General features: G+C 66.3%; 21 protein-coding genes. 10 read left to right on the top strand and 11 right to left on the bottom strand.

The genetic code is table 11. The features are described from left to right. Positions 1–135: 135 nt before the first annotated feature. Positions 136–705 carry a type 1 glutamine amidotransferase domain-containing protein gene (locus ACFW3F_RS16880; protein ID WP_388059323.1) on the top strand — a complete coding sequence of 190 codons (570 nt, stop codon included), beginning with the start codon at positions 136–138 and terminating at the stop codon, positions 703–705. A gap of 33 nt (positions 706–738) precedes the next feature. Here the strand turns inward: ACFW3F_RS16880 and ACFW3F_RS16875 are convergent, their stop codons facing one another. Both ACFW3F_RS16875 and ACFW3F_RS16870 read right to left on the bottom strand, forming a co-directional pair. Beyond that, positions 739–1350 carry a maleylpyruvate isomerase family mycothiol-dependent enzyme gene (locus ACFW3F_RS16875; protein WP_388059321.1) on the bottom strand — a complete coding sequence of 204 codons (612 nt, stop codon included), beginning with the start codon at positions 1348–1350 and terminating at the stop codon, positions 739–741. Between the two features lie 3 nt (positions 1351–1353). After that, entirely contained in the window at positions 1354–3351 is a 1998-nt protein-coding gene (locus ACFW3F_RS16870; RefSeq protein WP_388059319.1) for an OPT family oligopeptide transporter, read from the bottom strand. Between the two features lie 244 nt (positions 3352–3595). Between ACFW3F_RS16870 and ACFW3F_RS16865 the strand changes: the two genes are divergently transcribed. Continuing rightward, on the top strand, positions 3596–4234 hold the full coding sequence (locus ACFW3F_RS16865; RefSeq protein WP_388059317.1) for a TetR/AcrR family transcriptional regulator: 639 nt from the start codon (positions 3596–3598) through the stop codon (positions 4232–4234). A gap of 39 nt (positions 4235–4273) precedes the next feature. On the opposite strand, the gene ACFW3F_RS16860 is transcribed toward ACFW3F_RS16865, so the two are convergent. After that, entirely contained in the window at positions 4274–5875 is a 1602-nt protein-coding gene (locus tag ACFW3F_RS16860; RefSeq protein ID WP_388059315.1) for a GMC oxidoreductase, read from the bottom strand. Positions 5876–6315: 440 nt separating this feature from the next. Here ACFW3F_RS16860 and ACFW3F_RS16855 point away from each other — a divergent pair, with 440 nt between their 5' ends. After that, a complete protein-coding gene (locus ACFW3F_RS16855) occupies positions 6316–7152 on the top strand; it encodes an SDR family oxidoreductase (protein ID WP_388059313.1) in 837 nt (278 codons plus the stop codon). A gap of 20 nt (positions 7153–7172) precedes the next feature. On the opposite strand, the gene ACFW3F_RS16850 is transcribed toward ACFW3F_RS16855, so the two are convergent. Continuing rightward, entirely contained in the window at positions 7173–7601 is a 429-nt protein-coding gene (locus tag ACFW3F_RS16850; protein ID WP_388059311.1) for a DUF5313 domain-containing protein, read from the bottom strand. A 55-nt stretch (positions 7602–7656) separates the two neighbouring features. On the opposite strand from ACFW3F_RS16850, the gene ACFW3F_RS16845 reads away from it, so the two are divergent. The 4 genes from ACFW3F_RS16845 to ACFW3F_RS16830 all read left to right on the top strand — a co-directional run bounded on the left by ACFW3F_RS16845 (position 7657) and on the right by ACFW3F_RS16830 (position 12350). Further along, positions 7657–8181 (top strand): MarR family winged helix-turn-helix transcriptional regulator, encoded by a 525-nt coding sequence (locus ACFW3F_RS16845; protein WP_388059309.1) that lies wholly within the window; start codon positions 7657–7659, stop codon positions 8179–8181. A 31-nt stretch (positions 8182–8212) separates the two neighbouring features. Next, positions 8213–9391: a CaiB/BaiF CoA transferase family protein gene (locus ACFW3F_RS16840; RefSeq protein ID WP_388059307.1), complete on the top strand. Its 1179-nt coding sequence runs from the start codon at positions 8213–8215 to the stop codon at positions 9389–9391. A 73-nt stretch (positions 9392–9464) separates the two neighbouring features. Beyond that, on the top strand, positions 9465–10997 hold the full coding sequence (locus tag ACFW3F_RS16835) for a catalase (protein ID WP_388059305.1): 1533 nt from the start codon (positions 9465–9467) through the stop codon (positions 10995–10997). Between the two features lie 72 nt (positions 10998–11069). Continuing rightward, positions 11070–12350, top strand: a complete 1281-nt coding sequence (locus tag ACFW3F_RS16830; protein WP_388059303.1) for a competence/damage-inducible protein A — start codon at positions 11070–11072, stop codon at positions 12348–12350. 594 nt (positions 12351–12944) lie between these two features. On the opposite strand, the gene ACFW3F_RS16825 is transcribed toward ACFW3F_RS16830, so the two are convergent. From ACFW3F_RS16825 to ACFW3F_RS16795, 7 genes are all read right to left on the bottom strand, one after another. Further along, positions 12945–14591: an acyl-CoA synthetase gene (locus ACFW3F_RS16825; protein WP_388059301.1), complete on the bottom strand. Its 1647-nt coding sequence runs from the start codon at positions 14589–14591 to the stop codon at positions 12945–12947. Between the two features lie 376 nt (positions 14592–14967). Next, positions 14968–16302 carry an NtaA/DmoA family FMN-dependent monooxygenase gene (locus ACFW3F_RS16820; protein WP_388059299.1) on the bottom strand — a complete coding sequence of 445 codons (1335 nt, stop codon included), beginning with the start codon at positions 16300–16302 and terminating at the stop codon, positions 14968–14970. Between the two features lie 52 nt (positions 16303–16354). After that, entirely contained in the window at positions 16355–17128 is a 774-nt protein-coding gene (locus tag ACFW3F_RS16815; RefSeq protein ID WP_388059297.1) for an ABC transporter ATP-binding protein, read from the bottom strand. Continuing rightward, positions 17125–17961: an ATP-binding cassette domain-containing protein gene (locus ACFW3F_RS16810; RefSeq protein ID WP_388059295.1), complete on the bottom strand. Its 837-nt coding sequence runs from the start codon at positions 17959–17961 to the stop codon at positions 17125–17127. The genes ACFW3F_RS16815 and ACFW3F_RS16810 overlap by 4 nt, the downstream gene beginning before the upstream one ends. Beyond that, positions 17958–19577 (bottom strand): ABC transporter substrate-binding protein, encoded by a 1620-nt coding sequence (locus tag ACFW3F_RS16805; RefSeq protein WP_388059293.1) that lies wholly within the window; start codon positions 19575–19577, stop codon positions 17958–17960. The genes ACFW3F_RS16810 and ACFW3F_RS16805 overlap by 4 nt, the downstream gene beginning before the upstream one ends. Before the next feature lie 67 nt (positions 19578–19644). After that, entirely contained in the window at positions 19645–20544 is a 900-nt protein-coding gene (locus ACFW3F_RS16800) for an ABC transporter permease (RefSeq protein ID WP_388059291.1), read from the bottom strand. Between the two features lies 1 nt (position 20545). Beyond that, entirely contained in the window at positions 20546–21685 is a 1140-nt protein-coding gene (locus ACFW3F_RS16795) for an ABC transporter permease (protein ID WP_388059289.1), read from the bottom strand. 272 nt (positions 21686–21957) lie between these two features. Between ACFW3F_RS16795 and ACFW3F_RS16790 the strand changes: the two genes are divergently transcribed. From ACFW3F_RS16790 to ACFW3F_RS16780, 3 genes are all read left to right on the top strand, one after another. After that, complete coding sequence (locus ACFW3F_RS16790; protein ID WP_388059287.1) at positions 21958–22815, top strand: GntR family transcriptional regulator; 858 nt, start codon at positions 21958–21960, stop codon at positions 22813–22815. Between the two features lie 82 nt (positions 22816–22897). After that, positions 22898–23410: an NADPH-dependent FMN reductase gene (locus ACFW3F_RS16785; protein ID WP_388059285.1), complete on the top strand. Its 513-nt coding sequence runs from the start codon at positions 22898–22900 to the stop codon at positions 23408–23410. Further along, on the top strand, positions 23410–23916 hold the full coding sequence (locus tag ACFW3F_RS16780) for a flavin reductase family protein (protein ID WP_388059284.1): 507 nt from the start codon (positions 23410–23412) through the stop codon (positions 23914–23916). The genes ACFW3F_RS16785 and ACFW3F_RS16780 overlap by 1 nt, the downstream gene beginning before the upstream one ends. The last annotated feature ends 10 nt before the right edge of the window (positions 23917–23926 follow it).

Below are 23926 nucleotides of genomic sequence, written 5' to 3'. Positions count from 1 at the left end.
CGGGGACATTCAACACACACCGACCGGGCCGGGTCCGGGCGGGGTGCGACCGTTTGGTGCGCGGCACCGGCGGGTATCGGACCTCACGAGGCGCCGCTGCCGCTTGCGGCGCGCACAAGGAGGTACACGAGAGCCATGGCCGAAGAACTCAACGGCATCACCGTCGCATTCCTGGTCGCCCAGGAGGGCGCGGAGCAGGTCGAACTCACCGAACCGTGGAAATCGGTCGAGGCATGCGGCGGCAAGCCCGTCCTGGTGTCCACCGACTCCGGCACCGTCCAGGCCTTCGATCACCTCGACAGGGCCGACACCTTCCCGGTCGACGTCACCCTCGAGGACGCCCGTGTCATGGATTTCGACGCACTCGTCCTGCCCGGCGGCGTCGCCAACCCGGACTTCCTGCGCGCCTCCATACCCGCCGTTCGCTTCGTGCGCGCATTCTTCGAGGCGGGCAAACCGGTCGCGGCCATTTGCCACGCGCCGTGGACGCTGATCGAGGCCGACGTGGTTCGCGGGCGAACGCTCACGTCGTTCCCGAGTGTGCGCACCGACGTGATCAACGCCGGCGGCACCTGGGTCGACGAGGAGGTCGTGACGTGCCGAGACGGAGACAACGTGCTGATCACGAGCCGCAAGCCCGACGACCTGGCGGCGTTCAACGCCACGATCGTCGCCGAATTCGCCCACACCGGCGTCGCGCACTGACCCTCCCGCGTACCGCTGGTCTGTCGAGGCGTCTCACACGATGGAGATCGGTGCGCTCTCCCGGCCGGTCAGGGTGAGCAGCACCTGCTCGCCCTGACCGGTGAGAGCCGCTGTTGCCGCTGCCGTCGACAGCGCCGAGGCCAGTACCGGCGGTGGCAGTGGGAGATCCGACCCGATCGCGCGCGAGATGTCGAGTCCGTGCACCGCGAGTTCGAAGGTTCGGGTCGGAAGATAGTCGGACAGCATGATGCCGCCGAATGGTGTCTGCACGGGCCGATCTGTCATCCCGACCAAGACCTCGATCACCTCCGCTCGACGCTCCACCACACCGGCTCGGGGGTCCTCACCCAGTGCCAGCCCGGCGTCCACTCCCCGCTGCCGCACCGAGGCGGGATCACCGTAGCCACGAATCGATGCGAAATACGCTGCGGTCGACTCCAAGTCGATCCCGGACCCGGGTTGGGCGAGATAGCTGACGACGGTGGTCAGCGATCGGCTCGCATGTCCGACCAACGATCGCAGCGACCAGTCGCCGAGACCCGGACCGTCCCAGCGATCGTCGGCGATCAGGTCGACCAAGTGCGTCAGATGCTCCGCGCCCGAGGTGAAGTCGTCGATCGCGCGCGCCAGTGACTCCTCGCCCATCCCTCAGTCCTTCTCGACACCGGCGGTGGTCGGCGACTCGGACCCGCTCGCGGTCGCGATCTTGCGGACGCGGTCGTAGAGGAAGGCGACGGTCGCGGCGAAGACGATGACGCCGAGGATCTGGGCCCACGTCTCGAACCCGTCACCGACGATCGCCAGTGCCGAGTCGTCACCGGTGGCCGCCACGATCCCGGCGAAGACGACACCGAAGAGCGCCTCACCCACGATCAAGCCGGTGGCGAGCAGGACGCCCATCCGCTTCTTGTGTTCCACTGCGCCGCCGCTGCGTTCGGCCCATCGGTTGTAGTAGTGGCCGATGAAAGCGCCGATCGGGATGACCAGGACCACCGACATCGGCAGATACATTCCCATGCCGACGGCCAGCGGTGGGAGCCGGAATCGTCCTGCGCGGCTCAAGATTTCGTCGATCACGATCACAACCGTGCCGATCAGCGCCCCGATGCCGATGAGTCCCCAGTTGAGGTCCGCCCCCAGCACCCCCTGAGCCAGGGTGGTCAGCAGGCCGGCCTGCGGTGCCGCGAGCGCGTCCTCGGTGGCTCCCGGAGCGCCGACGAACCCGAAGGCCTCGTACATCAGCTGCAGGATGGGTGGGATGACAGCAGATCCGAAGAGCACGCCGATGATGAGGGCCACCTGCTGTTTCCACGGCGTCGCCCCGACGAGCTGACCGGTCTTGAGGTCCTGCAGGTTGTCGTTGGAGATGGTCGCGACACCGAAGACGACCGCCGCGGTGAACAGGGTGTAGGCGATGAGCGCGTCGGTCTGCGAGGCGTCCGCGGGCCCGAAGGTCAGCTTGATGAGCAGCGCGGCGATGAGGACCACCAGGATGCCGACGCCGGAGATCGGGCTGTTCGACGACCCGATGAGGCCCGCCATGTAGCCGCACACCGACGCGACCGCCAACCCGATGACGAACACGAAGACGATGCTGACCGCGATGATCCCGGTGGCGCTGCCCTCCAGCACCGTGTCGTGGACGAAGTCCCACAACAGGACACCGATCGGGATCAGCAGAACGAGGATGCTGCCGCCGACGATGTTGATCGGCATGTCCCGCTCGGTGATGTCGACCGTGACCCCCTCGCGGCGCGATCGTGACGAGACCATGGCGGCCTTGATGCCACGCACGATCGGACCGATGACCTTGATCAGGGTCCAGATGGCCGCGATCGCGATCGCCCCGGCGCCGATGAGCCGCACGTCGTTGGCGAAGATCGAACTGATCGCATCGCCGAGATCCTCGCCGGCCGTCTGCCCCTGGCTCTCGATGGGAAGCAATACGACGTAGGAGATCACCACCCCGACGAGCATGGCGATGCCCACCGTCACCCCGACGAGATGACCGATACCGATCAGCGACATCGACAGTCCAGCACTGAACAGCGTTCCGCCCGAGCCGATCTTGATCGTCGTGGAGATCGAGTCGCTGAGCACCTTCAACTTCGTGATCAGCGCGAAGGCGGCCGACGCTACCGAGCCGATGACGATCGTGCGCAGGCCCGCCTTGTTCTCCGCGGCACCGCCTGCGGAATCCCCGACCTTCAGGACCTCGGCTGCCGCAACGCCTTCGGGATACGGCAGGTCGGAGCCGGTGACCAGCGCGCGACGTAGCGGAATGGAATACATGACGCCGAGAATTCCGCCGATCGCGCACACCGCCACCGTGATCCAGTACGGAAAGCCCGTCCACCACCCGATGATGACCAGGCCGGGGATGACGAAGATGATCGCCGACAGCGTCCCGGCCGCCGACGCGATGGTCTGGACGATGTTGTTCTCCACCACCGAGTGGTTGGCGAAGTACCGCAGGATGCTCATCGAGATGACGGCTGCCGGGATCGCGGTGGCAAAGGTGAGGCCGACCTTGAGTCCGAGATAGACGTTGGCCGCGGTGAAGACCAGCGTGATGATGCCGCCGAGGATGGCGCCTCTCAGCGTCAGTTCCCGCAGGTTCGCCGTGGCCGGAGGCGCAGTCGCCATCGGGTCCCTCCCAACAGTCGGGTCCTGCGACCGATGGTCGGTCGGACAGTGGATCATCCGGGCATTCGTCGATTCACCTTAGGTCCGGGTGTCCACTCGCGCAGGGACTTCCCGCGTAGCCGGAGGTCGGTCGCGCGTCGTGCCGATACGGCTCCGTGCGGAGTTGTCCGCTATGTCTGGTTCCCGAGCCCCCGGGGGCCGCATCCCGCCGTCTCGACCGGCGTCGGTGGGGCATCATCTACTCATGAGCGAAGGCAAGACGGAGCAGTCTGCCCGCACTCGCGCGCTGCTGATCGGGTCGGCCGAGAGGCTGATCGCCCTCAACGGCGTGGCGGCGGTGTCGAGCCGCCAGATCAGCAAGGCAGCCGGGCAGGGCAACAATTATGCGGTCGGCCACCACTTCGGTTCCAAGGACGACCTTCTCCGAGCCGCACTGACCTCCCACAACGTCCCCATCGAGCGCCTCCGCCGGAAGTGTCTGACGGACGTCGGCGCAGACCCGGGGGTCAGCGACTGGCTCCGATGCCTCGTCGGGCCCGAGGTCGAGTATCTCGCGCAGCTCGGTGCGCCGAGCTACTTCGCCCGGTTCTTCGCCCAGGTGTCGAGTGACCCGTCCGCGACCGTCCTGCTCTACGAGGAGACCGCGAGATCAGAAGTCCTCATGACGATCCTCGACCGGTTCTACGGAATCCTACCCACCGTGCCCGATGACGTGCTCGAGGTGCGCAACAATCTGACCCGCCACGTCATCGTCAACGCGCTGGCAGACATCGAGCGCGCCGCCGAGGCAGGCCGATTCGACCCCGTCACCTGGCCGCACCAGCGCGATCTCGTCGTCGACGCCCTCACCGGGATGTGGCTCGCCCCGGTCACTCCCCCGTGACCCGCCGGGCTTGTCCCGCCCCTGTCCTCACCGGACGGTTCAGATGACCGTGCCCACGTCGTCGGCGACGATTCGGTCGAGCGCCCGCTCGGCCACCGCGGCTATGGTCATCGACGGATTGCACGCCGCGGTGTTGCCCGGCATGAGGGCGCCGTCGATCACATAGAGGCCGCGCTGACCCTCGACCCGCCCCTCGAGGTCGCAGACCGTGCCCATGTTGGCGCCGCCGAGTGCGTGCCAGGTCGACGGGAACACCGCGTTGGTGTCGGTGAGAATCGCATCGGGTCCGGCGATCCGCCGCACCGTTCGGTCGATGTGCTTGGTCTGGATCTCCGAATCCCCCTCGTGTGGCCAGCGAATCAGCGAATCCCCGATCGTCGAGTCGTAGGTGATGACACCGCGACCCGAGCTCACCCCGAAGCCGACCATCATCGTCGTGCCGACGTACACGGGCAGTGGCGGGAGGGACGCCTGAATGATGGTGAACGCACTCTTCGGGTCACTCCAGTTGGGACTGCCGAACACGACCGGCCCACCCTGTACCGCCCCGAAGTCGATGCTCGGGCTGGTCCAGGTGTAGATCCGGTCGGCGTTGGTGCCCCATCCGTGGCCGAGTTCGTCGGGCAGATCGGGCACGGTGCCCGTCGCTCGCGCTTTCACCAGCAGCTTGGTGGTGTTCACGCTGCCCGCCGCCATGATGAGGGAACGCGTGATCAACTGCTTGTGCTCCAACACGTTTCCGGACTCGTCGGTGCGTTCGACCTCGACCGACCACCTGCCGTCGGGGCGCCGGGCGACCTGCCGGACGGTGTGCAGCGTGCGGACCTGCACGAGCCCGGTCGCCTCGGCCTCACGGATGTAGGTGACGTCGACACTGTGCTTGCCACCGTTGTTCACGCCGATGGCCCCGTCGCCATTGGTGTACGCGGGCTTCATCTCGCCACGCAACTCGGCTGCGGCATACTCCCAGTCGATCGGCATCGGAATCTTCTGCAGCGGAAGACCCTCGGCCCGAACTCGTTTCGCGAACTGCCGTGGGGCCAGATACTGGCGCGAGCGCACGACCGAGTCGGGCGCCACCGCAACCTTGAGCATCCGCGCCACCCGCGGATAGTGCACCCGGTTCATCAGCTGCCAGTCGAGCGCGTTGGGGAAATGCTCGTTGAACACCGCCTCGCTCGGCTGCAGTGTCATGCCCTGGTAGACAAGGGAGCCACCCCCGAGGCCCGCCGGGCAGAGCGCGGTCATGTTGGCGCCGGCGACCGACTCGAACAGTCCCACATACGGTTCGACGCTCAACGGCTTTCCGAACAGGTTCGGGGTCGACTCGTGCCACAGCATCCGCTTGTCCGGACTGGACGCACGCGGGAAGGTTTCCGAGTTCGGACCCGTCGCCCACCGTCGGCCCCGCTCGAGCATCAAGACCGGCACGCCGGCCTGCGCGAGGCGAAGCGCCGCGACGCCGCCACCGAATCCGGACCCGACGATCACCACGCGATGTTCTTCGCGTGTCCGTCGGATTCGGCGCGACGGGTCGGCCGACGCCGTACCGGCGCCGGAGGCGACAGCGGTCGCCGTTCCCGCCGCGGCGACCGCCGCGGCTCGGAGGAATGCGCGTCTCGTCGGCAACGCCCCAGTCATGGTTCTCCTGTCATCGGTGCGCGAGAAGACGCTCGACGCTTCGTGATTCGGCGATCGTGAGAGGCGGGTGGAACCGGGCACGGGTCGAGGACTCCGCGGAGGACGTGCCGGGGCGTGGCCGTCGGGACACAGGATTTGCCATGAGCGCCGATGTGTCAAGCGCTACTCCGGCCACCAGGCGTGATCGGCGCCATTCCCGACGCAACCCTTGACAAGCCCTCAGTCATGTGACTGAATCGTCGGCGGGCGTGGATGGAGCCGCGATCGGTGAGAGGCCGATACGCGGACGCGGTTGCGGCGGAGCCGCTCTCGCGAGGAGCAGATCGGCATCCGCCGTGCGGATGCCCGACGAGCGAGGGAGACGAACGGATTCGCCCGACGGGCGGCATCGCCGAGCGTTGCTACGATGACGCGACCATCTGTCGCGGCCGGGGAGTTCCATGTCTGATCATCTGCAGGGCAAGACCATCATCATCACCGGCGCCGGAGGAGGTTTCGGCAAGGTCATTGCCGAGATGTGCGCGGCGCAGGGCGCCCACGTCGTCGGCGTCGACATCGATTCCGACGGACTCGCCGGGGTCGTCGACGGCATCGCCGCCGCCGGCGGGTCGGCTGTCGCCCATGTCGCCGATGTCACCGACATGGAGCAGATGAGGGCTGCCGCGGCGCTGGCCGTCGAACGTTTCGGCGCGATCGACGTGATCGTCAACAACGCCGGGGTGATGCCGCTGGCGTTCTTCGCCGACCACGAGCGGGCATGGGAGAAGTGGCACAAGGCCATCGACATCAACGTCAAGGGTGTCGTGAACGGCATCTCGGCCGTGTACGACCAGATGATCGCGCAGGGCCGGGGTCAAGTGGTCAACATCGCGTCGATCTACGGCAACGGCGGCTTCGAGGGCTCCGGTGTCTACAGCGCGACCAAGGCCGCGGTGACGATGCTGTCGGACTCCTTGCGTATCGAGGCGAAGGGCAAGATCAAGGTCACGACGGTCAAACCCACCGGCGTCGCGGGCACGAACCTGGCGAGCTGGATCGTCAACGACCGTGCGATCCGCGGCATCGTCGGGCAGCGCGCCGCGTCGTATCGCGAGCACATCAGCGAATTGATGCAGGGGACTCTGCCCGCCGAACTCACCGACGTCGACTCGGTGAAGTACTGGCTCATCACTCCGGAGGATCTCGCGCGGGCGGTCGTTCACGTCATCGACCAGCCGTGGGGGATCAGCCTGTCCGACGTGACCGTGCGGGCCAGCGGCGAGGACTATCTGTACTGAACGCCGACCCGGCGGTTCGGCTAACCGGACGCGCCCGGTCGCCTGCGCTCACCGCGGTACTTCCGGTGGTACTCGTCGTAGAGGTCGGAGTTCTTCTCCCGTTCGAGCTTGTTGACCAGGTCGGGGTCGAGTCCGTGCTGGACCAGCCGGTGGCGGCGGTAGACGCGGTTCAACGCGATCGAGAAGAAGAGGTACGCCAGCAGAATCGGCATGGTCATCGTGATCCGGACACCCCAGTCGGCGGGGACGAACAGCATCGGGATCAGCACGATGACGCACGGCACCGCCCACCGGACCACCATGCGCACCGACGCACCCGGGCCGGCCAGATCGTTGGTCACCCAGCCGAGCATCGACTCCGGCAGACGCGCCCAGTAGGCGTACTTCACGTACTCCCAGACATTCGGCTCGGTGCGCTGTGCGGTGGTCACCTCTCGATCGTGCACCACGTGCGGTGGTAATCCAACGTCGCCTCCCCCACATCCGCTGGGTACCCTGACCGGCATGGGTTCGGAGATGACCGCGTCGGCCGACGACCCCACCGGTCTGGACCCCACCGGTCCGGATCCCGCCGGTCTCGATCCCGTCAGCGGTCTCGAGGCCGAACTCACCGACTTCTGGCGACGCGGCCGGGTCCGCACCCGACTGAGGGCACGCGCCATCGATCCGCGGCTCGACCCCTCGTGCTATCCCCTGATCACCGTGCTGGCCCGGCACCATCCCATGCCCATGTCGGATCTGGTCACCGCCGTCGGTATGGAGAAGTCGACGGTGACCCGGCAGATCGACGCGATCGTGCGACTCGGACTCGCCGAGCGACACCCTGATCCGCGCGATGCTCGCGCCCGCGTGGTCACCCTCACCGATCACGGTCGCGAACGCATCGATGCGGTGCTCGCCTCGGCGGTCAACGATTGGCGCGCACGACTGGCCCAATGGGACCCCGACGACATCCGGGCGCTCACCCACCTGCTGCACCGTCTCACCGAGGCCACCAACGACCCCGAGGCCCGCGAGGGTGCTCGTTGACGGGCGTCACGGCGTCGGCGATTCTTGGCCGGTGAATCAGGACGAAGGACTGCTGCCACTCGAGGGCATCACCGTGGTGGCGCTCGAGCAAGCTGTCGCGGCACCGCTGGCGACCCGGCACCTCGCCGACCTCGGCGCTCGCGTCATCAAGGTGGAACGGGTCGGTGACGGCGACTTCGCGCGGCAGTACGACGCGGCGGTGCGCGGTGGCGTCGCGACACACTTCGTGTGGCTCAACCGTGGCAAGGAATCGGTCGCGCTCGATCTCAAGAGCGAGTCCGGACGCAACGCCATCCGAACCCTCATCGCGGGGGCAGACGTCTTCGTCCAGAATCTCGCTCCCGGCGCGGCGGCCCGGCTCGGTCTGGCCGCCGACGACCTGCGCGCGGACCACCCGGAACTCGTGGTCGTCGACATGTCCGGATACGGCGACGCGGGACCCTATCGCGACCGCAAGGCCTACGACATGCTGGTGCAGGCGGAGGCCGGACTCATCTCGGTGACCGGAACCCCCGACGAGATGTCGAAGACCGGCATCCCGTCCTCGGACATCGCGGCCGGCATGTACGCACTGACCTCCGTGCTGTCGGCACTGCTGCGACGCGCCACCACCGGTGTCGGCGCGCGGGTCTCGGTGGCGATGTTCGACGCGACGGTCGAGTGGATGGGCCATCCGATGTACATGCGCCTCTACGGTGACCGGCAGATCGCCCGCGCGGGGCTCGGACATGCGGCCATCGTGCCCTACGACAGATACCCGACCCAGGACGGCGACATCCTGATCGGCGTCCAGAACGACCGCGGGTGGGACACCCTCACCCGCGTCGCGCTCGATCGCCCCGATCTCGCCGATGACCCCCGCTACCGCACCAACATCGACCGAGTCTCCCGGCGAGCCGAGGTCGACGCCGTGATCAGTGCGGAGACCAAGCGTTTCACCACCGACGAGCTGGATCGGCGCCTGGCGGCTGCGGGCATACCCGCAGCCGAGATCCGCGACCTCGAGGGCGTCGTGGCCCATCCCCAGTTGAGCGAACGGGACCGCTGGCGCGAGGTGGACACCGAGGTCGGGCCGGTCCGAGCACTTCTGCCGCCCCTGACCTTCGACGACGTGGAACTGGCGATGGGGCCTGTGCCGGCACTCGGGCAGCACACCGTGGCGGTGTTGCGGGAATTCGGGATCGACGTCCCGCCGACCCCGTCGGCGTAGGATCGTCGGAGCGGACCTGCAGCCCTCGGGTCCGATTGTTCATGCACGGATACGACGACCTCTCGGAGGCGATATGTCCGACGATTCACTGTTCACCACCCGGGATTCGGGAGCACCCGCGGGGAGTGACGAACACTCCCTGACCGTCGGCGCCGGCGGCCCGATCGTCCTGCACGATCACTACCTGATCGAGCAGATGGCGCAGTTCAACCGCGAGCGCATCCCCGAGCGCCAGCCACATGCCAAGGGCAGCGGCGCCTTCGGCACATTCGAGACCACACAAGACATTTCGGCTTACACCTGTGCGGCACTGTTTCAGCCCGGCGTGAAAACCGAGATGGTGGCCCGATTCTCGACGGTCGCAGGCGAGCGGGGCAGCCCCGACACGTGGCGCGACCCGCGCGGCTTCGCGCTGAAATTCTATACGTCCGAAGGCATCTACGACATGGTCGGCAACAACACGCCGGTCTTCTTCGTCAAGGACCCGATGAAGTTCCAGCACTTCATCCGCTCGCAGAAGCGCAGGCAGGACAACAACCTTCGCGATCACGACATGCAGTGGGACTTCTGGACACTCTCCCCGGAGTCCGCCCACCAGGTCACCTGGCTCATGGGTGATCGGGGCATCCCCAAGACCTGGCGGCACATGAACGGTTACACCTCTCACACCTATCTGTGGGTGAACGCCGAAGGCGTGAAGCATTGGGTGAAGTACCATTTCAAGTCCGACCAGGGCGTCGAGCATCTCACCCAGCACGAAGCCGACCAGTTGGCTGCCGCCGACACCGACTTCCACACTCGGGACCTGTTCGAGAACATCGCCGCCGGCAACCACCCGAGCTGGACGCTCAAGGTGCAGCTCATGCCGTTCGACGACGCGGTGAGCTACCGGTTCAACCCGTTCGACCTGACCAAGGTGTGGCCGCATGGCGACTACCCGCTGATCGAGGTCGGCAAGATGACCCTGCACACCAACCCGGTGGACCATCACACGCAGATCGAGCAGGCGGCTTTCGAGCCCAACAACGTGGTGCCGGGAATCGGCTTCAGCCCCGACCGCATGCTGCTCGCACGCGTGTTCTCCTATGCCGATGCCCACCGCCACCGGATCGGCGGCAACTACAAGCAGATCCCGGTGAACGCGCCCATCAACGAGGTCCACTCGTACAGCAAGGACGGCGCGATGCGGATCCACAACGTCCCCGATCCGGTGTACGCCCCGAACTCGAAGGGCGGACCGTCCGCGCTCTATCCCGGGCAAGGCGAGCCGCAGTGGGCGGCGAACGGGGAGATCCTCCGCAGCGCGTACGTCGATCACCCCGAGGACGACGACTGGGGCCAGGCGGGCACACTGGTCCGTGAGGTCTTCGACGACGAACAACGTGAACGCTTCGTGGACAACGTCGTCGGGCACCTCCTCAACGGCGTCTCCGAACCCATCTTGCAGCGGGCCTTCGAGTACTGGCACCGCGTCGACCCCGACATCGGCGCCCGGATCAAGTCCGGGGTGACCGAGAAAAAGGACGAGTCCGACCCGAAGGCCGACGACCAGGCCAATCCCGCCCGGTCGTCCGCACAGGAGAAGGCCAAGGCCGAGAAGGCCTGATCCTGCCGCACCCGGTGGAACGCGCCCTCTCCGGAGGGCGCGTTCTGCGTCGGAACCACTAGGCTCGATGCCGTGAGTGTGCGCGCAGGCATCGTGGTCACCGGAACCGAGGTCCTGACCGGCCGGATCGCCGACCAGAACGGGCCCTGGCTGTCCGAGGAACTCCTCGAACTCGGGGTGGACGTCGCCCACATCACGATCTGTGGCGACCGGCCCGCGGACCTCACCGCGCAGCTGCGGTTTCTTGCCGACCAGAATGTGGATCTCATCGTCACCAGCGGCGGGCTCGGTCCCACCGCCGACGATCTGACGGTCGCCACCGTCGCCGCCTTCTGCGGCCGCGAGCTGCTCCTCGAGCCCGGACTCGAGGAGCACATCGCCGCGATCATCCAGCGCTGGCGCGGGGTCGGATTCGACGTCGACTCGGGTCCGACGAGGGCCGGGATCCGCAAGCAGGCCCTCGTACCGGTGGGAGCTGCTCCGGTGCCACCCACCGGCACCGCGCCGGGTGTCGTCATTCCCGCGGCCGCCGGCGTGCCGACCATCGTCGTCCTACCCGGTCCCCCCGGTGAGCTACAGGCGATGTGGCCGACCGCGATCGCCACGGCGGCCGTCGCCGACGTCTTGTCGCGCGCCGACGACCTGCGCCAGGCCACCATTCGCGCCTATGGCCTTCTCGAGGCGGAACTCGCCGAGACGCTGCGATCGGCAGAGACCGCGATTCCCGCCTTCGGGAAACTCGAGATCACCACCTGCCTGCGGCGAGGCGAACTCGACATGGTGACCCGATTCGCCGCCTCCGACACCCCGGCCTACGACGCCCTGCTCGATCTACTCGTCGAACATCATGGGCGACAGATCTTCTCGACCGATGGTTCCACCATCGACGACCAGCTGGTCGCTGCGCTGCACGGCAAGCTCATCTCGACCGCCGAGTCGTGCACCGGCGGACTCGTCGCGGCGCGACTGACCGACCGGCCCGGCTCGTCGGCCTACGTGATGGGTGGGATCGTCTCGTACTCCAACGACGCCAAATCCGACCTGCTCGGCGTACCGGCGGAGCTGATCGACACGCATGGTGCCGTCAGCGAGGAGGTCGCCGCCGCGATGGCCGAGGGTGCGCTGGCTCGATTCGGCACCGATGTCGCGGTGTCGACCACCGGCGTCGCCGGCCCGGACGGCGGCACCGAGGCCAAACCGGTCGGGACCGTCTGCTTCGGTGTGGCACTGCGCGGCCGGACCACCCTCACCGTCACGCGCAAGTTCCCCGGTGACCGCGAGCGCGTCCGGTCCCTGACCACCACTGCCGCACTACATCTCGTCGTGCGCGCACTCAACACGGACACCGCCTGACAGAAACCGCGAAGCAGTCGCCGCCACAGAAGCGCTATCTCGAAGTGATCTGCGCTAGTTGGAAATAGCGCAAGCGACTGCAGCTAGCGCCGCTGTGCACCCCCTGAGGTGCGAGCGAGCCCCCTGCTCCCTGACGTGCGAGCGAACCCTCCCCCGCTCCCTAATCCGAAAGAACCGCATAACCCCTGGTCCCTGAGGTGCGAGGAGCGCAAGCGACGAGCCTCGAAGGGCCTGGTGAGACACGTTGCGAGACCCTTCGTGGCTCGCTTCGCTCGCACCTCAGGGAGCATGGATTTCGGACACTCACGAGTGTTCTTTCGTGGTCCACGACGGCCGCCAGGCCGCAGATACTGAGGAGCGAGGAGCGATAGCGACCACCCTTCCGCTCCCTGAGGAGCGCCCGGAGCTTGTGGAGGGCGCGTCACGAAGGGTCCTGGCGACCGAGGTTGCGAAACCTTCGTGACGCTCGCCAGCTCGCTCCTCAGGGAGCGGAGTTCTTCCGTGGTCCACGACGGCCGCCAGGCCGCTGACACTGAGGTGCGAGCGAACCCTCCCCCGCTCCCTGAGGTGCGAGCGAAGCGAGTCTCGAAGGGGTCAGAGCGGCCCGGTCGGGAGATGGCGGCGGACAAGCTTGCCGGTGGGGTTGCGCGGGAGGTCATCGACGAAGACGACGTCACGCGGAACCTTGTACCGGGCGAGGTGACCCTTGACGTGCGCCTTGATGTCCTCCGGCGTCGGATTGGCGTTCTCTGCGACAACAATGAAGGCGCGCAACCGTTTTCCGTACTCGTCGTCGTCGACGCCGATGACGGCGACGTCGTCGATGTCGGGATGCCGACCGAGGAGGTTCTCCACCTCGAGCGGGTAGACATTCTCGCCGCCGGACACGATCATGTCGTCGTCGCGACCGTCGATGTGGAGGAGTCCGTGCTCGTCGAACCGGGCCATGTCGCCGGTCGACATGTAGCCGTCGATGATCTCCTTGTTGCGACCGTCGGTGTACCCCTCGAACGGTGCGCCGTTGCGCACGAAGAGCCTTCCGCGCACGTTGGTCCCGGAGATTCGCTTGCCGTCGGCGTCGAAGAGCGCAAGCCTGCTGGTGACCGGCGGACGGCCCACCGTGCCCGGCGCCAGACGCAACTCTCCGGGCTGGGCGACCGTGGCGATCGCGACTTCGGTTGAACCGTAGAGGTTGTAGAGCACATCACCGAAGGTGTCCTGAATGGATTCGGAAAGTGTCGGCGACAGCGCGGAACCCGCGAGCACGATGATCTTCAGCGAGGAGAGGTCGTACTTGCCGATGACATCGGGTCCGAGAGCGACCATGCGGTGCAACATGGTCGGGACCGCGACCAATACTTCCGCCTTGTGTTCGGAGAGCGCGGCGAGGGTCTTCTCGGCGTCGAACCGGCGCATCACCACGGTCTTGTTACCCAGGGCGGTTCCCACGCCCCAGAGCGCGAAGCCGGTCGAGTGGAAGATCGGCGAGACGATCACCATGGAACTGCGCTGCGGCAGCGGAATACGGTCCAGGAGAAGGGCACTGGCGAAAGGAGACATCTTCGATCGCTGGGCACCCTTGGGCAGGCCGGTCGTGCCGCTGGTGAGGATGACGAGTCCGCCCCACTCGGCCGGCTCGGGCGGGGTGGACGAGTCGCCGCTGCCGACGATGTCGTCGAGGGTCCGGACACCGTCGCCGACCGGGCGGTTGCCATCGATCCATGTGACGATGCGCAGGGTGTCGGCGGGCAGGGTGTCGGCGAGGTCGGTGAACTCCTCGTCGTAGAGCATCGCGACGATCTTCTCGCGTTCGGCCACCTCGGCGAACTGCGTCTTTCCGAAGCCGGTGTTCATCATGGCCAGGCGGAATCCGGCCTTGCCCGCCGCGCTCATCGTGGTCAGCAGCCCGCGATGATCCCGGGCGATGACGCCGATGACCGATCCCGGCTTGATCCCCGAGGACAGCAGGAAATTGGCGAGTGCGTTCGCGTGTGCGTTCAGTTCACCGAAGGTCAGCTCACCGTGCTCGTCGGCGACGGCGCCGGCCTCGGGGTACTCGTCGGCCCCGTGGGCCACCGCGGCACCACACGGCCCGATGATCTTGGCCCGCTTGACCGTGGTCAGCAGTTCCTTGGGTCGCGTCGGATCGACCAGCCCCGACCGCCTCAACACCTTGAAAGCGCCGAACGCGTCCTGCGCCGATTCGACCACTGTGCCGACTGCACCGGGCACCGAGACCATGTCCACCCCACCTTTCGCGGCTGGGCCGCGTTCGTCACTCTCTCCGGGTTCGGCTGCGCGCTCGACGCATTTCTGGTCACCCTCGTCACCAGCCGTGCTACAGGTGCAGGATATTGCCGACCCCGTCGGCCGATGTCCGTTTCACCCAAATCGGTGTCGGCGCTGCGCTGTTCACGATCTCGCACCAGGGTCACCGTCGCGGCCCCGATGCGGGGCCTGCCGAGCGGCGAGCTCGTGGCGACAGGCTATCAAGTCTGACAACCCACGTCATCAGATCGGCGACGACGGGCTGGTACCGTCCGGCATCGGTGATATCTCCACGCACGACAGGCCGCCTCGCGCGATGCGCGGAGCGGCCTGCCGGGGTGATATCTGGTCAGAATGCGGTGAGGTTCTCCTTCAGGGTCGAGCCGGTGTACTCCTCACGGATGAGTCCGCGTCGGCGGAGCTCGGGCGCGAGACCATCGGAGATCATCGCGAGGTTCATACGAGTGGTCGGGAGGTAGAACAGGAACCCGTCGCCCCCCGCCTCCTCCATGATCTCCCCCATCTTGGCTGCGACAGTGGCCGGCGACCCGACGAGGCCCATGTTCTTGATCTGGAAACTCTTCGACACGACCTCGCGGAGGGTCCTGTCCTCGTGCCCTTCGAACAGCTCCTTGATCGAGGTGTATTCGCCGTTCTGCCGCGACAGATCGATCTCGCCGACCGGGGTGTCGGGGTGGATGGCCCCGAAGTCGATACGCCCGCCTGATGTGTACGACATGTTCCACAGGTTGTATTCGATCGCTTTGTCCGACGACCGCGCCGCGAGCGCCTGTTCATGGTGGGCGCGGGCCTCCTCGTCGGTCGCGGCGATCGTCGGCGTCGCGATGAAGAGGAACTTCACACTGTCGGGGTCGCGTCCGGCCGCCGTGATCCGCGCCCGCATGTCCTCGCGATACTTCTTGGCGGCAGCCCCGTCCTTGACGATGGCGATCTGCGTGTCGTCGTAGCGCGCGGCGAGGGTCCGGCCCATCTCCGAACTGCCGGCCGAGCACACCGGGACAGTGCGTTGCGGCCCGGGGATGGTGTTGAGCGGCCCCCGGCACTTGAAGTACTTGCCTACGAACTCAATCGGATTCACCTTGGTGTGGTCGGCGTACACACCGGCAACGGGGTCGGCGACGACGGCGCCGTCCTCCCACGAATTCTGTAGCGCCTTCACGACGTCGATCCATTCCATCGCCATGTCGTAGCGCTCATCGTGCTCCAGATGCCGCTCGTAGCCGAAGTTCTGCGCCACCCGGTCGGTGACGCTGGTGACCACATTCATCCCCACGCGTCCCTCGGTGAGATGGTCGAGCGTCGTGAAGGCCCGAGCCGCGAGGAACGGCGGATACTGGATCGTCGAGACCGTCGGCACGACGCCGATGTGCTTGGTGGCCTGGGTCATCAGCGGCACAAGCGGCAACGGATCGTTCTTCGGCGCCATGAACCCCCGCCGCAACGAGGTCTCGGAGGACTGGTTGTAGGAGTCCTCGACCATCGAGGTGTCCTCGATGAGGATGTAGTCGAAGCCGGCGCGTTCCAGACTCGTGGCCATGTCAACGTAGATCCCCGGCTTCATCCAGTCCGTGGCGTTGGTGCCGGTCCACGGACCGTCACCGTTCGTCGGACTCCACGGATGGATGCCGAAGCCGTCGCCGAGGAACCAACCCAGATGGAACATATTCGATCTCCTTTGTCGTATATCGGTTGTGGGGCAGAGCGAACGTCGGAGGTCAGGCAGCGGCCTCCATCGCCCGGTAGGCCCCGACGAGGGACTGTGTGTAGGCATTCGACGGCCGGTTCAGGATCGCCGCGGTCTCCCCGGACTCGACGACCTTCCCGGCGTTCATGACCAGTAGGTCGTCGGTGATGAACGCGGTGGCGGGCAACCCGTGCGAGATGAACACCAGCCCGAGAGAGTGGGTCCGCACGTAGCTCTTCAACAGGTTCAGCACAACCGCTTGCGCCGACACATCGAGTGCACTGACCGCCTCGTCGCACACCAGGATGTCGGGATGCACGACGAGCGCCCGAGCGATCGACAGGCGCTGTCGCTGGCCTCCCGACAACTGGTGGGGATACCTGTCGACGAGATCGGGGGCGATCCCCAGTTCGCCGACGATGTCCTCGACCGCGGCGTCGGCCGCAGCGGCGTCGAGTCCGCCGAGCACCTGGGCGGGGCGTCGAATGGCTTCGCGTACTCGCCGGCGCGGATCGAACGTGGTGGTGGTGTCCTGTGCCACGAGCTGCACCTTGCGCCGGTACTCCAACCGGCCCGGTCGCCGCTCGAGCAGCCGCGACAGATCGCGGCCGTCTACGAACACCTTGCCCGACGTCGGTTGCGAAAGTCCGACGATCAGTGCGCCGAGAGTCGATTTGCCGGAACCACTCTCACCGACGATCCCAGTCGCTCTACCCGCCTCGAAGGTGGTGGTCACACCGTCCAGTGCAGTCACACCGCGGCCGTAACGCTTGTGCACATCGGATACCTCGATGATGGTGCTCACGCGGCGTTCTCCTCGACCATCACCGTGTCCAGCGTCGGAAGTGTCTCCAGCTGAGCAGAACTCAGCGTCGGCATGCACTCCAGAAGCCCACGGGTGTAGGGATGTGCTGCGTGCTCGAGGTCGCGGGCGGCCACGGTCTCGACGATGTCGCCGCCGCGCATGACCAGGATCTTGTCGGCGAAGCGGCGCGCCAGCGCGATGTCGTGGGTGATGAACACCAGAGACGCGCCGCTGTCGATGGTCAGTCCGGTCATCAGCTCCATCACCGAGACCGCGAGTGATGCGTCGAGCGCACTCGTCGGCTCGTCGGCGATCAGGAGCTCGGGTGCGGACGCAAGCGCGATCGCCATCATCACACGCTGTCGCATGCCTCCGGACAGTTGTCCCGGCAGCGCCGACAGCACGCGTCGCGGATCGACGATCCCGACCTGCGCCAAGCGCTCCGCCGCAGCGGCGGTGCGTGCCGAGCGGGACTTGTACTCCGACTTCGGCAAGATCGCCGTGAGCTGGCTCCCGACCGACCAGATCGGGTCGAGCGAGCTCATCGCATCCTGGAAGATCATCGAGATCCCCTGCCTACGAGACGGAATCCGCCGCGGGCCCTCGTCGAGGAGTGCACGCCCCGTCAGCGACAGTGTCGTCGCCGACACCTCGCCGACGCCAGGCGGGATGAACCCGCCGAGAGCGTTGGCGACACTCGACTTGCCCGACCCCGATTCGCCGACGATGGCGACGCGCTCGGCTGCGCCGACGGTGAACGACGTGGGATGGACCTTTTCCACCCCGCCGTAACGAATGGTCAGGTCGACGACTTCCAGCACCGGAACTGTCATGGCCGCAACTCCGAGTAGTCGATCACGCTGTCGGTGCGGAACGCGTAGCCTTCGACGCCGTTGGCGAACGCATTCAGAGGCTGTACATATCCGATGTAGACGGTGGGCATCTGTTCTTGCAGAACGCGTTCGGCCTCATTCCATCTGGTCCACGCAGGCGCGCCCAGTGGATCACCCGCCGCGTTGCCCTCGGCCACCGCGGTGTTCATCGGCGCATAGTCGAAGTCCGGCCAGTTGATCGGCGAACCCGGCGTGTAGAACAGGGACAGGACGTAGGGCGGCGACTGGACAACCGCATAGTCACGGCCCATCGATGCCTGGAAACTCTTGTTGGCGAGCCCCTCCTGGAACACCGCCGAGTTGACCTCGTTGATCGTGATGTCGAACCCGGCCGCACGCGCGGCGGTCTGGATTTGGACAGCGGCTTCCTTGAGGTCCGGTACCGCATTGTTGACGGTGAGCTCGAAGGCCACCGGGGTCGTGATCCCGGCGTCGCGCAAGATCTGCTGTGCTCGTTGCGGATCGGTGGTGTTGCTCCGGAGTCCGGAATCGTTGTAATCCGGCAGGGTGTCGTTCAGGATCGACGAGATCGGTCCCAGTCGGCCCTTGTAGACGTCTTTCATGATCGCCTCGTAGGGAACCGCGTACGAGAACGCGCGGCGGACTTCCACATTGTCGAACGGTGCCATCGAGGTGGTCAGCGGGACGTAGACGTAGGCATTGCTCGGAACCGTGAAGATCTGCGCGGCGTTCGCGTCGCGGAGCGCGACCTGGTCGGCCGGGCGGAGCTGCGTCGCGATCGACGCATCCCCACTCCGAACGAGATTCGATCGCTGGCCGGCGTCGGCGACCACGCGCTGGACGACTCGTTTGACCCCGGGCTCGCCGAGCGCGTACCCCGGGTTCGCTTCGTAGACCATCTGCTGTCCCGGCGTGTAGCTGACCAGCTTGTACGCTCCGAACCCGAAGTCGGCGTTGGTCTTCGAGTACTCGACACCGTACGGGTCGTCAGGCGTGGCGTTGGCCTCGAGAACCTCGGAATCGTAGATGCTATAGGGCGCGTTGGACAGCAGGGACAACAGGGTGAAGCCGTACGACGGCTCGTCGATGGAGATGGTCACGGTGGCGTCGTCGACCTTCCGCACCTGCTCCGGCGAGGTGATGACCGGCGCACTGACGAAGCCGACGATGCTCGTCTCGACTCCGAACTTGCGCTTCATGGAGAAGATCACGTCGTCGGCGTCGAGGGGGTTGCCCGCGGCGCTCCGGGCATCGGTGTTCAGGTGGAAGGTGTAGACCAGGCCGTCGGAGCTGACGTCGTAGCTGCGGGCGAGGACCGGTTCGAACTCGAACAGTTCCTGATGGGCGGCAAGGCCGTCGGTCCCGGACACGTACGGATTGCGGATGAGGGTGGCACCGGTGTTGAGGAAGAACTCGGCGGACTCGTAGCCTGTCGCGCTCGTCTCGTAGCTGAAGCTCGGCGGCTGCGCGGCGGTCACGATGACCACGCCGCCGGTGGCCGACTCCGACGACGAGCCGCCACCACAGGCGCTGATCGTCAGTGCCGCGGCGACGGCGAGCGCGGTACCGCTCACCAGGGTGGATAGACGTCTCATGGAATCGGGTGCTCCGTTTCTGAATGGGGGGTCGGGTCGGGGAGGAACCGGTCTGGTCCGGGTTGTGTCACGTACGCCGGCGTCGCGACACGAAGCTGGTCACCTTGGCTGCGGCCCACACCGAGAACGCCAGGGCGAGAACAGGGAACAGCGCCGGCCACCAGCGTCCGACGGCGGCATCGGCGGCACCGTCGGCGAGCATGTTTCCCCACTCGGCGGCGGGGACCGGGATTCCGACGCCGAGGAAGCCGAGCCCGGCGCAGAAGATGATCGCCATACCGAAGATCGCCGAGGCGTTCTCGAGGACCGGCGCGCACGCGTTCGGAATGACATGGCGCAGGAGGATGCGCGACTCGGACTCGCCGCTCATACGGGCGGCGGCGACGAATCCGTCACTGCGCGTGCGCAACACCTCCGATCGCATTAGGCGGCCCTGGAACGGCATCATGACGAGTGCGAGCGCCAGCGCTATCACCACGGAATTGCGACCGAAGAACGACACGATCACCAGGCCACCGATCATCACCGGCATCGCCTGCACGAGGTCGATGGTGCGGCCCAGCGTCGCGGCTGCCGCTCCGAGGACTCCACCGCGCGCGCCGTACATCCCGGCGAGTGTTCCGATCGCGATCCCCACTCCGGTCGCCAGCACGGTGACCCCGATCGCGATGAGCACGTCCAGCCGAAACGCGGTGAGGGTTCGCGAAGCGACATCGAAACCGTTCGAGTCCGTGCCGAACCAGTGTTCCGCCGCGGGCGCTGTCGAGGGCGTCCCGACGACCATCGTCGCCGACTGTGGCGCCAGCAACGGACCGAAGACGGCCAGCAGCAACACGATCGCGAACGGGATCAGCGGCGCGTACTCGCGCAACCGTGCACCGGTTCGGCCCGCTGTCTGCGTGGGCTGTTCGACCTCGGTCGATGTGTCCGAGTGGGTTGCGGTCTCGGTGAGGGGTGCCATGACCATGTCAGATCTCCTGATCTCGGGAGTCCCGGCGGCGGGAGTCGAGGAGGCCGGTGGCCACCTCGGTGAGGAAGTAGACGATCAGGCACAGGGCCGCGATGACGACCAGGAAGGACCTGAGTGCGTAGACGTCGGACGCGCGCACCGCGTCGACGGCATACTGCCCGAGTCCGCCGAGACCGAACAGTGATTCGAGAACCACTGCCCCGCCGAGCAACAGACCGAAGATCATGCCGAGCATCGCGACCGCGGACGGGAGTGCGCGCCGGTAGATGCTCAGGACCACCACTCGTCGGGGTGCACCCGACGCGATGCGGAAACGAGTTGCCGGGTCGTCGATCTCCGTGTCGAGTCCGAGTACGAGCGACTTGAGCAGGATCGCGGTGTGTGAGACCACCATCACGGAGACCGGAAGGATGAGGTGGGAGATGTACGAGTTGGCGGCCGCAGTGTCACCGGCGATCAGGGCGTCGAGGATCGGGAAGCCGGTCACCTCCGCCGGAGGCATGAGGATCGGATCGAGTCGGCCCGACGGCGCGGGAACCCACGCCAGGGTCGCGAAGAACACGAACAGGAAGAGGATACCGACCACGTACTCGGGAATCGCGCCGGCCGAACTCGCGTAGGAGCGAAGCACTCTGGCGAACCGGTTGGTCGGATGCGTCACGATCAGGTACGACATCGGCAGGCTGATCAGACATGCGAAGAACAGGCCGGTGCCGATGAGTTCGAGCGTTGCCGGTACGCGGGTGGCCATGTCCTCGGCGACCGGGCGACCGGTCGCGATCGAGCTGCCCAGGTCGAGGCTGAACAACGACGACAGATAGGACCAGAACTGTGAGACGAGAGAACCGTTGAGTCCGTATTCTTCTCGGGCCTGCTCGAGGGCCGCCCCGGTGAGGCGGCCACCGGATGCTGAGACCAAGGGGTCACCGGGAATCAGCTGCACCAGGAAGAACGCCGCCACCACGAAGATGAGGAAGTTGACGATCGCCCGGGATGCGGCGCGGCCGATCCACGCCCATTCGGCCACTCGCGCCGTGACGGCATGGCCGCGCGACACCGGTGTGCCGGTCGTGCCGGAACCACCGTCTGCTGTTGTCAATGCGAGCCGTGTGTCGACTCGGCTTGTCTGAATGGTCACCCGATCCCTCCCACTGGGGTTCGATCTGTTGGGTCAGATCCTGTGGGTGGTTTGTTTCCAAACCGGCGTCGCGGCGTGACTGATCAATTGCGCGGGTTCACAATCATCGGGGCGTGAGAGTATGCCCACGTCAGGAGGCCATTACCCATAGACGTCACCGATTCTGCGCCGAATGTGACGCCCGCTACTTACCGGTGCGTGTATCGAGAATCCTCCTAGACTCACTGGTCATCGGCCTCTTGACCGCTGACCCAGATCGAAGGTGACCAGTCATGACCACACCGCCACCTCACCATCCCCGCTCGCGTGGGGGGTCCGCACGCGGACGGCAGGTCTCCTCGCGGCGCGTCCGCGACCTCGTACTCGCGTCGATCCGGAACGGGACAATCGACATCGACGCACAGCTGGTCGAGGAAGACCTAATGGTCATGTTCAATTCGAGCCGCGGATCGGTTCGCGCAGCGTTGAATGACCTCAGTGCAGCAGGCGTCGTGATCAGGCGACCCCGGGTCGGGACCAGGGTCAACCGCCGCGATCTCGGTGTGGCGCTGGCGGATATCTCTGACATGGGCGGTGAACAGGTCGAAATACAGGTGACCGACCAGTGCATCGTCCCGACGTTTCCCCTCATCAGATCGCGCCTCCGGATCGACGACGACGTGGTCCGCCTGGTCGAGAATTCCTTCATCGCGCGCGGCGAGATCATCGGGATGCGCAGCGCGTACTTCTCCCCACGTTTCGGTGCGGACCCCAACATGCTTGGCGGTAAACCGATCTCGATGGCCCGGACACTGGCCGAGTTCTTCGGCGTGGCACCCGGCGTCGCGACGGTGTCGATCGGAGCCGAGAGCGCCGACGAGCGCACCGCACGATTGCTCGATGTTCGGCCCGCAGAGATACTGCTCTCGCGGGAGATTCTCTACACCACAGCCGACGGCGCGCCTCTGGAGATCGTGTTCGATCGCTTCCGGGCTGATCGCATCCGATTCGAATCGACCATCGATCAGACCGATGTGACATGGTGCCCGACACCGGATACTCCTCCGCAGACGAAGGAATCGTTCGCGCACGATCCGATGGTGCAGCGTTCGACGGGCACTCCGGACGGGCCGCTCGCGCAATCTGGCTGAAATGACCGGTTGACGGTTCGGCAATGTCCCCCGAGCACGCTGCACTCGAACGCACATTCCGCGACATTCGAAGAGGAGCATCGTGATCGTTTCCGTGGTGGCAGGAAACCCGAAACCTGCATCGAGGACGTTGACTGCCGCCGGGTTGCTGGCGACGAGCCTGACGGGTAGTGCACCCGACCATGTGATTGACGTGGTGGAATTGGGTGCGGGACTGTTGAATTGGAGTAACGCGTCGGTCTCGCATGCCGTGGACACCGTCGCCGGCAGTGATCTGGTGGTCTTCGCGTCCCCGACATTCAAGGCGACCTACACGGGTCTGCTCAAACTGTTCCTCGACCACTTCTCCACCGGAGACGGTCTCCAGGACGTCACGGCAGTCCCGCTCATGCTGGGCGCTGGTCCCGCCCACTACCTCGCCCCGGAGCTCTTGCTCAAGCCCGTCCTCGTCGAGTTGGGCGCGACTGTCCCGGCAGCGGGCCTCTACATAGTGGACAAGCTGCACGACGACGCCGAAGCGTTTGCACCGTGGATCGACCGATGGGGTTCGATCGTGCTCTCCTCGGCGAGCACGCCGGTCACGGCGGGCGACTGATGAGCACCACTCTGACTCCCGCCTCCGACCTCGATCCCGCCGACCTGCGAACGGCTTTCGGTGCCTTTCCGACCGGCATCGTCGCGCTGGCCGCGGTATCCGATGCGGCACCGATCGTTCTCGTCGCGTCGTCATTCGCGGTTGGGGTATCCCAGGAGCCGCCGTTGGTGATGTTCGCCGTCCAGCGGACCTCCACGACGTGGCCGACCCTTCGCGAGCTGCCCGCGCTCGGCGTGTCGGTGCTGGGCGAGACCCACACCGACGTGATCCGACAATTGTCGGCCAAAGACAAGTCGCAGCGCTTCGCCGGCGTCTCGACGACGGTGTTGCCAAGCGGCGCACTTCTACTCGACGACGCACCGGTGCACTTCGAGTGTGCAGTCGAGAGTTCGCACGTCGCGGGCGACCACGACATCGTCGTCCTGCGCGTCACCGGTCTGGCCAATGATCACTCGAAACAACCCATCGTGTTCCACCGGTCCTCGTTCGCACGGCTGAGTGCGTGAGGTAGACCGC

Origin of the sequence: Gordonia sp. NPDC058843 (assembly GCF_042743165.1) — a bacterium.
GTDB lineage: Bacteria > Actinomycetota > Actinomycetes > Mycobacteriales > Mycobacteriaceae > Gordonia.
Note: the sequence above shows the minus strand (reverse complement) of the source record. Positions and strands in the feature narration are given on the sequence as shown.

Excerpts from the sequence above, each read along its gene's own strand:
- ACFW3F_RS16880 (WP_388059323.1), top strand. The coding sequence starts at position 136 with ATGGCCGAAGAACTCAACGGCATCACCGTCGCATTCCTGGTCGCCCAG.
- ACFW3F_RS16875 (WP_388059321.1), bottom strand. The coding sequence starts at position 1,350 with ATGGGCGAGGAGTCACTGGCGCGCGCGATCGACGACTTCACCTCGGGC.
- ACFW3F_RS16870 (WP_388059319.1), bottom strand. The coding sequence starts at position 3,351 with ATGGCGACTGCGCCTCCGGCCACGGCGAACCTGCGGGAACTGACGCTG.
- ACFW3F_RS16865 (WP_388059317.1), top strand. The coding sequence starts at position 3,596 with ATGAGCGAAGGCAAGACGGAGCAGTCTGCCCGCACTCGCGCGCTGCTG.
- ACFW3F_RS16860 (WP_388059315.1), bottom strand. The coding sequence starts at position 5,875 with ATGACTGGGGCGTTGCCGACGAGACGCGCATTCCTCCGAGCCGCGGCG.
- ACFW3F_RS16855 (WP_388059313.1), top strand. The coding sequence starts at position 6,316 with ATGTCTGATCATCTGCAGGGCAAGACCATCATCATCACCGGCGCCGGA.
- ACFW3F_RS16845 (WP_388059309.1), top strand. The coding sequence starts at position 7,657 with ATGGGTTCGGAGATGACCGCGTCGGCCGACGACCCCACCGGTCTGGAC.
- ACFW3F_RS16835 (WP_388059305.1), top strand. The coding sequence starts at position 9,465 with ATGTCCGACGATTCACTGTTCACCACCCGGGATTCGGGAGCACCCGCG.
- ACFW3F_RS16825 (WP_388059301.1), bottom strand. The coding sequence starts at position 14,591 with ATGGTCTCGGTGCCCGGTGCAGTCGGCACAGTGGTCGAATCGGCGCAG.
- ACFW3F_RS16820 (WP_388059299.1), bottom strand. The coding sequence starts at position 16,302 with ATGTTCCATCTGGGTTGGTTCCTCGGCGACGGCTTCGGCATCCATCCG.
- ACFW3F_RS16810 (WP_388059295.1), bottom strand. The coding sequence starts at position 17,961 with ATGACAGTTCCGGTGCTGGAAGTCGTCGACCTGACCATTCGTTACGGC.
- ACFW3F_RS16805 (WP_388059293.1), bottom strand. The coding sequence starts at position 19,577 with ATGAGACGTCTATCCACCCTGGTGAGCGGTACCGCGCTCGCCGTCGCC.
- ACFW3F_RS16800 (WP_388059291.1), bottom strand. The coding sequence starts at position 20,544 with ATGGTCATGGCACCCCTCACCGAGACCGCAACCCACTCGGACACATCG.
- ACFW3F_RS16790 (WP_388059287.1), top strand. The coding sequence starts at position 21,958 with ATGACCACACCGCCACCTCACCATCCCCGCTCGCGTGGGGGGTCCGCA.
- ACFW3F_RS16780 (WP_388059284.1), top strand. The coding sequence starts at position 23,410 with ATGAGCACCACTCTGACTCCCGCCTCCGACCTCGATCCCGCCGACCTG.